Origin of the sequence: Simplicispira sp., assembly GCF_028687295.1 — a bacterium.
GTDB classification, from domain to species: domain Bacteria; phylum Pseudomonadota; class Gammaproteobacteria; order Burkholderiales; family Burkholderiaceae_C; genus Simplicispira; species Simplicispira metamorpha.
The window spans coordinates 1-6,958 of sequence record NZ_JAQUAL010000168.1 but is presented as its reverse complement, the minus strand read 5'-3'; the positions used below and the strand labels follow the sequence as shown (position 1 = coordinate 6,958).

General features: G+C 68.8%; 7 protein-coding genes. 4 read left to right on the top strand and 3 right to left on the bottom strand.

All coding sequences use genetic code 11. The features are described 5' to 3' along the window. On the top strand, positions 1-326 hold a 326-nt coding region (locus PHX69_RS14445; protein WP_502958541.1), incomplete at its 5' end, for a c-type cytochrome. Then, on the top strand, positions 277-1,533 hold the full coding sequence (locus tag PHX69_RS14440; RefSeq protein ID WP_288044590.1) for a hypothetical protein: 1,257 nt from the start codon (positions 277-279) through the stop codon (positions 1,531-1,533). The genes PHX69_RS14445 and PHX69_RS14440, both read left to right, overlap by 50 nt. A 148-nt stretch (positions 1,534-1,681) precedes the next feature. On the opposite strand, the gene PHX69_RS14435 is transcribed toward PHX69_RS14440, so the two are convergent. Further along, entirely contained in the window at positions 1,682-2,749 is a 1,068-nt protein-coding gene (locus PHX69_RS14435) for a CDP-6-deoxy-delta-3,4-glucoseen reductase (RefSeq protein WP_288044588.1), read from the bottom strand. Between the two features lie 162 nt (positions 2,750-2,911). On the opposite strand from PHX69_RS14435, the gene PHX69_RS14430 reads away from it, so the two are divergent. Next, on the top strand, positions 2,912-3,898 hold the full coding sequence (locus PHX69_RS14430) for an SDR family oxidoreductase (protein ID WP_288044586.1): 987 nt from the start codon (positions 2,912-2,914) through the stop codon (positions 3,896-3,898). A gap of 23 nt (positions 3,899-3,921) precedes the next feature. Here PHX69_RS14430 and PHX69_RS14425 read toward each other — a convergent pair whose 3' ends face one another. After that, a complete protein-coding gene (locus tag PHX69_RS14425; RefSeq protein WP_288044584.1) occupies positions 3,922-4,662 on the bottom strand; it encodes a DUF4124 domain-containing protein in 741 nt (246 codons plus the stop codon). A 24-nt stretch (positions 4,663-4,686) separates the two neighbouring features. Further along, positions 4,687-5,220 carry a hypothetical protein gene (locus PHX69_RS14420; protein WP_288044582.1) on the bottom strand — a complete coding sequence of 178 codons (534 nt, stop codon included), beginning with the start codon at positions 5,218-5,220 and terminating at the stop codon, positions 4,687-4,689. Between the two features lie 251 nt (positions 5,221-5,471). Here PHX69_RS14420 and PHX69_RS14415 point away from each other — a divergent pair. After that, on the top strand, positions 5,472-6,958 hold a 1,487-nt coding region (locus PHX69_RS14415; protein ID WP_288044579.1), incomplete at its 3' end, for an AMP-binding protein.

Genomic DNA, 6,958 nt, shown 5'->3' with positions numbered 1-6,958 from the left:
TGTTCGAGCTGACCGCGCTGGTCAAGGACATGGGTGCTTTTCGTGCGCCCAGCCTGCGCAACGTGGAGGTGACGGCGCCCTACATGCACGACGGCTCGGTGGCCACGCTGGAGGCGGTGCTGGACTTTTACGCCGATGGGGGCCGCCGCATAGCCAGCGGCCCCTACGCGGGCGATGGCCGCCTGAACCCGCACAAAAGTGAGCTGATCAGCCTGATCGACCTCAACGCCCAGGACAAGAGCGACCTCGTCGCCTTCCTCAAAACCCTGACCGACCATGACTTTCTCCAGAACCCCCGCCATTCCGACCCGTGGCCGCGCCGCTGAAGCAGCGCACTGGCGCCGTGGTGCCGCGCTGCTGGCAGCCTGCCTGCCGCTGTGGGCGGGTGCGCACGGCACGGCCACTGAACCCGTGCCCGACGAGGTGGGCCTGCGCGCGGGCGTGGCCGCTGCCGTCACCTACCTGCGCGCCGATGCGGTGCTGCCCTCAGCGCGCCTGGACGGCTTTGTGCTGCAAGGCGACGAGGGCGTGGACCGGCGCCGCTGGGGGCTGGAGCATGGCGTGCTGGATGTGGGCTGGCGCTTTCATCCGCAGTGGGCCGCTTATGCCGCCGTGGGCAAGCACGACAGCGATCGCCCCCACACCGAAGCCTTCTGGTTGCAGGCACGCCAGCCGCAGGGCGATGCCACCTGGCTGCTGAGCGCCGGGCGCCAGCGGCCCGCGCTGGGGGCGGTGCTGGAGACGGCGGGCCATTTCGACCGCTTCTCGCAGGTGCCGCTGGCCCAGCGCGCCACGCTCAACGGCAGCTGGATCGATGACGGCGTGCAACTGGGCTGGCGCGGCGAGGTGGCCGGGCGCCCCGTCGCGCTGGACGCTGGGCTCTGGCGCGGCCAGGTGTTTCCGGGTGCGCGCCAGGGCAGCGCCGTGCCCGCTCTGCACGTGGGTACCCAGGTGGGCGATGTGGCCATCGACGCCGTGGCCGCCCGCTTTGCCCCGCGCGGGCGTGGCACGCGCACCAGCAGCTTTGGCGCGGGCCACAGCCACGCCGCGCCCATCTGCGACGCCAGCACCCGGGGCCAGGTGGCCTGCTTTGACGGCCACAGTGACCTGGCCGCAGCCAGCGCACGCTGGCAAAGCCCCGACTGGCCGCTGACGGTGTCTGCCGCAGGCTGGCTGCGCCGCGACCGGGGCGATGTGGCATCGGGCAACGGCAGCGCCCGCTACCACAGCACCCAGCGCGGCGGCTGGCTGGAGGGCGTCTGGCAGTTCCACCCGCAGCTGGAGGCCGGGCTGCGCGTGGAGCGCCTGCAAGCGCGCCACGCCTTGAGCGGGCCCGGCGCTGCCTTGCTGGCCAGCGAGTTGCGCCTGAACCGCTACCGGCCCGCACAGCGCACCGTCTGGATGCTGGGCTACACCCCGCGCCCGGGGCTGGACGTGCGGCTGGAGCTGGGCCGCGAGTCGGTGGCAGGCCAGCGCGTGCGCTATGCCATGCTGCGGGCGCTGTGGCAGTTTGACACCCAGCTCGCCCCCTGAGCCGGGGTCGGCCCCCGGGGCCTGTGCGGCTGTCCGTGCCGCTGCACAGGCCCATTTTCAAGCATTAAAAGTGCTTCCAAGCCTTGCAGGATAAGCGCTAGCAGCTATCAATTGTGATTGCCGCATGGGCGCGGTGCAGCGTTAGCGTTCAGGCGCTGGCGCCGTGTTTGTCGGCCTCGGAGGTGAAGGCGTCGGCAAAGAACTCCTCGGGTGGCAGGCCGCGCTGGGCGGTGTAGGCCGCACGGGCTGACTCGACCACGATGGGCGCGCCACAGGCATAGACCTGGTGGCCCGACAGATCGGCAAAGTCGTCCAGCACGGCCTGGTGGACAAAGCCGGTGCGCCCGCTCCAGCCGTCTTCGGGCAGGGCGTCGGACACCACGGGCACGTAGCGCAGGTGCGGCATGTCGGCCAGGCGCTCGCGCACCCAGCTGTCCAGGTACAGGTCTTGCGGGCGGCGGCCGCCCCAGTACAGCGTGGCCGCGCGCGTGCTGCCCAGAAACTGCAAGTGCTCGATCAGTGCCTTGAGCGGCGCAAACCCGGTGCCCGAGGCCAGCAGGATCAGCGGTTTGTCCACGTCTTCACGCAGGAAAAAGCTGCCGTAAGGGCCTTCGACGCGCAGGATGTCTTTTTCCTTCAGTGCGCCAAACACGTGGTCGGTGAAGCGCCCGCCGGGCATGTGGCGGATGTGCAGCTCCACCCCCGGGTTTTGCGCCTGGGTGTGCGGCGCGTTGGCCATGGAGTAGGCGCGGCGCGCACCATCGCGCAGGATGAATTCGATGTACTGGCCTGCGTGGTAGCGGAAGGTGTCGTTGGCGGGCAGTTGCAGGCGCACTTGCATCACATCGGGCGATTTTTTCTCCAGCGCGGCCACGCGCACCGGCATTTTCTTGATCGGAAAAGCGCTTTCGTCAGTGACCTGGCGCGACTCCAGCACCACGTTGCTCTGCGCCACGCCGCAGCAGGTCAGCACCCAGCCAGCCTGCGCCTCGGCCTCGCTCAGGGCCTTGGCCTGGTGCGGGCCGTGTACCACCTCGCCTTCGAGCTTCTGGCATTTGCACGAGCCGCAGGCGCCGTCTTTGCAGCCATAGGGCAGGCCCACGCCCGCGCGGATGGCGGCGGCCAGCAGCGACTCGCCCGCATTGGCAGAAAAAGTGCGCCCGCTGGGCTGAACGGTGATCTGGAAGGGGGTGGTGGAGGGCGCAGCAGTGGTCATGCTCTGGGTATCCTTGGGGGTATCAAACACAGTGAACGGGGGCGATTTTGCCCGCTGCACCTGATGGTTGGCTGATGCGCCGGAAAACCCCCTGGGGCCGTCTTGCCCGCATCGCACCCGTCCTGCTCGCCGTATTGGCACTACCCAGACTTGATTACCACCATGCGTACCGTATTTCTCTCCAACTTCCTGGGCGCGCTGCCAGCGCGTTTTCGCCGCCAGCGCGTGCTCATCGTGGGCTGTGGCGATGTGGGCCTGCGCGTGGCGCGGGTGTTGCAAGGCGCCGGTGGGGGCACTCGAACAGGCATTGCTGCCACCGCTGTATCCCATGCGCCGCGCGTGCGCGTGCTGGCACTGACCTCCAGCCCCGATCGTGTGGCGCTGCTACGCGCTGCGGGCATCACCCCCTTGCAAGGCAACCTGGACGACAGCGCCACGCTGCGCCGCCTGGCGGGCTTGGCCACGCGCGTGCTGCACCTGGCGCCGCCCCCGGGCGATGGCGCAGGCCCTGCGCAGCGGCACGACCCGCGCACCACGCGCTTGGCGCGCAGTCTGCGTCGGCGCAGCCTGCCGCAGGCGCTGGTGTACGCCTCGACCAGCGGCGTGTACGGCGATTGCGGCGGGGCCTGGGTGACCGAGGCCCGCCCGGTGGCACCGGCCACACCCCGTGCCCAGCGCCGGGTGGACGCCGAGCGCAGCGTGCGCCAGCTGGGGCGCGCCGGGGTGCGCGCCAGCATCCTGCGTGTGCCCGGCATTTACGCCCCCGACCGCGTTGGCGGCACGCCCGAAGCGCGCCTGCGCAAAGGCACCCCTGTGCTGGCCGCGCCCGACGATGTGTTCACCAACCACATCCACGCCGACGATCTGGCGCGCGCCTGCGCACTGGCGCTGTGGCGCGGCGCCGCCCAGCGCATTTACCACGCCAGCGATGACACCGTATTGAAGATGGGCGACTACTTTGACCTGGCCGCCGACCTGTACGGCCTGCCGCGCCCACCGCGCCTGCCGCGCAGCGCCGCTTCAACACAGTTGCCTGCCATGCTGCTGAGCTTCATGTCCGAATCGCGTCGCCTGGACAACACCCGCCTGCACTGCGAACTGCGCCTGCGCCTGCGCTACCCCCACGTCGCAGAGGGCCTGCGCTGCTGACTTGGCGGTGCGCTGGCGGTTTGTCAGCAGGGCGCCTGGCCGCCCGCAGAGCGGCAGGTGCCCTGCGGCCCTGGCAGGCGGCCCGGCCCGGCGCGCGGGTAGCTGCGGCCCTGGGTGTCGGTGCAGCGAAATTCGGTGCAGTGCGTCAACTGGGGTGGCGGTGGCGGGCGCTGCTGCGGGTAGTGTGGTGGCGGCTGCACCACTACTGTGCGTGGCTGGGCTGCGCGCGCACGCTCGACGGCGGCGTAGCCCTCGGGGCCGAGGCAATCGAGATCCATTTGCCGCTGGGCCGCATCCAGACGCGCCCGGCGCTCTGGCGGGGTGAGGGTGTTGGAGCTGGCCACCACGTCCAGGTTGCGGCGCGATTGCGCGCAGGCCGCTGAGCGGGCGTAATCCTGCGGGGCAGGGCGCCCGGCAGCCCCACTTTGCGCGTTGTCGTATTGGCGCTGGGCCTCGCGGGCGGCGTCGCGCTGGGCGGCCAGTGCTTCGGTTTGCAGGCGCTGCTGTTTTTGCTCCAGCGCCTGGGCTGCTTGCTGGCGCTCTTGCAGGATGTTTTCAGCGCTTTTGCGCGGCTCTACTTCGCGCGCGGCGGCGCCAGGCGTGCAGGCACCGTCGGTGTAGGTGACTTGGCCGGTGCGCGCGTCGGTGCAGCGCACCACCTGCGCTTGTGCGCCCAGGCACAACGCGCTGGCCGCTACCAAGACCCAGGCCCTCGGGCGCAGCAGGTCAGCGCGCAGGGCGGCAAACGGTGCAGGCGTTGGCATCACTGTGACCCGTGCGTGGGTTTGTCAGGGCATGTCTTCCTGGCGGGGCATCCAGCGGCCATTGCTGGGGTTGTAGCGGTCGTAATCGGTGCGTCGCTCGCCGCTGGGGGTGCGTCCTTCCTGGGCGCGACGTTCGCGCTCGGTTTGCTGGCGGCGCAGTTCGTCGCGCCGCTCGTTGGCCTGGTGGTTGCGCTGGTCGCGTTCGCGCCGGGCCTGTTCATCGCGCTGCTCGCGTTTTTGGCGGGCCTCGCGCTCTTGCTGGTCGCGGCGCTCTTGCAGGGCGCGCTCCCGTTCCTGGCGCTGCTCCCGCTCACGCCAGGCCTGGCGGTCGCGGTTTTGCTCCCAGCGCTCACGCTCTGCGGCGCGTGCGTCGTAGCCGGGATGCGGCACGGGATAGACCGGGTAGGCGTTGGGATACGTTTGGGGGTAGGTGCCAGGATAGGTGGGGTAGGCGGGCGCCGCGTCGTAGTAGGGGTCCGCAGGGACTGCAACGCAGCCCCCCAGCAATACGCCCACGGCGCTGGCGGCCAGCAAACGGACAAGAGTGGTGTTTGTCATAAGAGTCTTCCTGCGCACCCAAGGGCTGGGGTGCGCCTGCAAAGGCCTGTTGAAAAACAAGGCCGGAATGGATGTGCCACATGGTCTTTGACGCGGCGCACCCGCCTGAGGTTTACCCGCAGAGGCTGTTTTGCCAGTGTTTTACGCAACTTTACGGGAGTGGTTTTGCAACCATTTTGGCTATTTTGGTGTGTGTGATGTCTGCACAATATTCTTTTTTGCGCACGCGCGCGACCCAGGAGACTTCAAAAATGACCGCATCCACTGCCCCCGACTGGAATATTGCGCCGCTGGCTGGCCTGTCACAGGTCAAGGGGCGCCAGGACGCCACGCTCTCGTCCCTGCCTATCGGCCAGTTTCTGCAAGCGACGGTGCAGCGTTTTGCTGATCGGCCTGCCGTGGTCTTTCGCGAGCAGGGCGTGCGCTGGAGCTGGCAAGAGTTCCAGGCCGAGGTCGATGCGCTGGCGGCGGGCTTTATTGCCCTGGGCCTGCGCGTGGGCGACCGCGTAGGCATCTGGTCGCCCAACCGCGCCGAGTGGCTGGTGACGCAATTTGCCACGGCGCGCGCCGGGCTGGTGCTGGTCAACATCAACCCGGCCTACCGCGTGGCCGAGCTGGAATACGCGCTCAATCTTTCGGGCTGCCGTGCCATCGTCACCGCCGAGCAGCTCAAAAGTTCCAAATACCTGGAGATGCTGCAACGCCTGGCGCCCGAGCTGGCCCGCTGCGCGCCGGGAGCGCTGCAATCGGCTCGCCTGCCTTCGCTGGAGATGGTGATCCGCCTGGGCGACGAACACACGCCCGGCATGCTCAACTACACCGGCGTGCTGGCGCAGGGCCGTGCCAGCGTCGATGCGGCAGCGCTGGACGCCCTGGGCGCAGGCCTGTCGTGCCATGACGCCATCAACATCCAGTTCACCAGCGGCACCACCGGCAACCCCAAGGGCGCCACGCTCACGCACCACAACGTGGTGAACAACGCGCGCTTCATCGCCCAGGCGATGGATTTCACCGAGAACGACAGCCTGTGCATTCCCGTGCCGCTGTACCACTGCTTTGGCATGGTGCTGGCGGTGCTGGCCTGCGTGTCCACGGGCGCCACCATGGTGTTTCCGGGCGAATCCTTCGAGCCCGTGGCCACCTTGCAGGCCGTGAGCGAAGAGCGCTGCACCGCGCTGCACGGCGTGCCCACCATGTTCATCGCTGAACTCGACCACCCGCGCTTTGCCGAGTTTGATTTGTCGCGCCTGCGCACCGGCATCATGGCCGGCTCGCCGTGCCCCATCGAGACCATGAAGCGCGTGATTGCCGAGATGCACCTGTCCGAGATCACCATCGCCTACGGCATGACCGAAACCTCGCCTGTCTCCTTTCAGAGTTCCACCACCGACCCCCTGGAGCGGCGCGTCTCCACCGTGGGCCGCATCCAGCCCATGCTGGAGGCCAAGGTGGTGGATGCCGATGGCAACGTGGTGCCTGTGGGCGAGAAGGGCGAGCTGCTGGTGCGCGGCTACTCGGTGATGCAGGGCTACTGGGGCGACGAGGCCCGCACCCGCGAGGCCGTGCAGGGGGGCTGGATGCACACCGGCGACCTGGCCACCATCGACGCCGAGGGCTATTGCAACATCGTGGGGCGCGCCAAGGACATGCTCATTCGTGGCGGCGAAAACGTCTACCCGCGCGAAATCGAAGAGTTTTTGTTCCGCCACCCCAAGGTGCAGTCGGTGCAGGTGTTTGG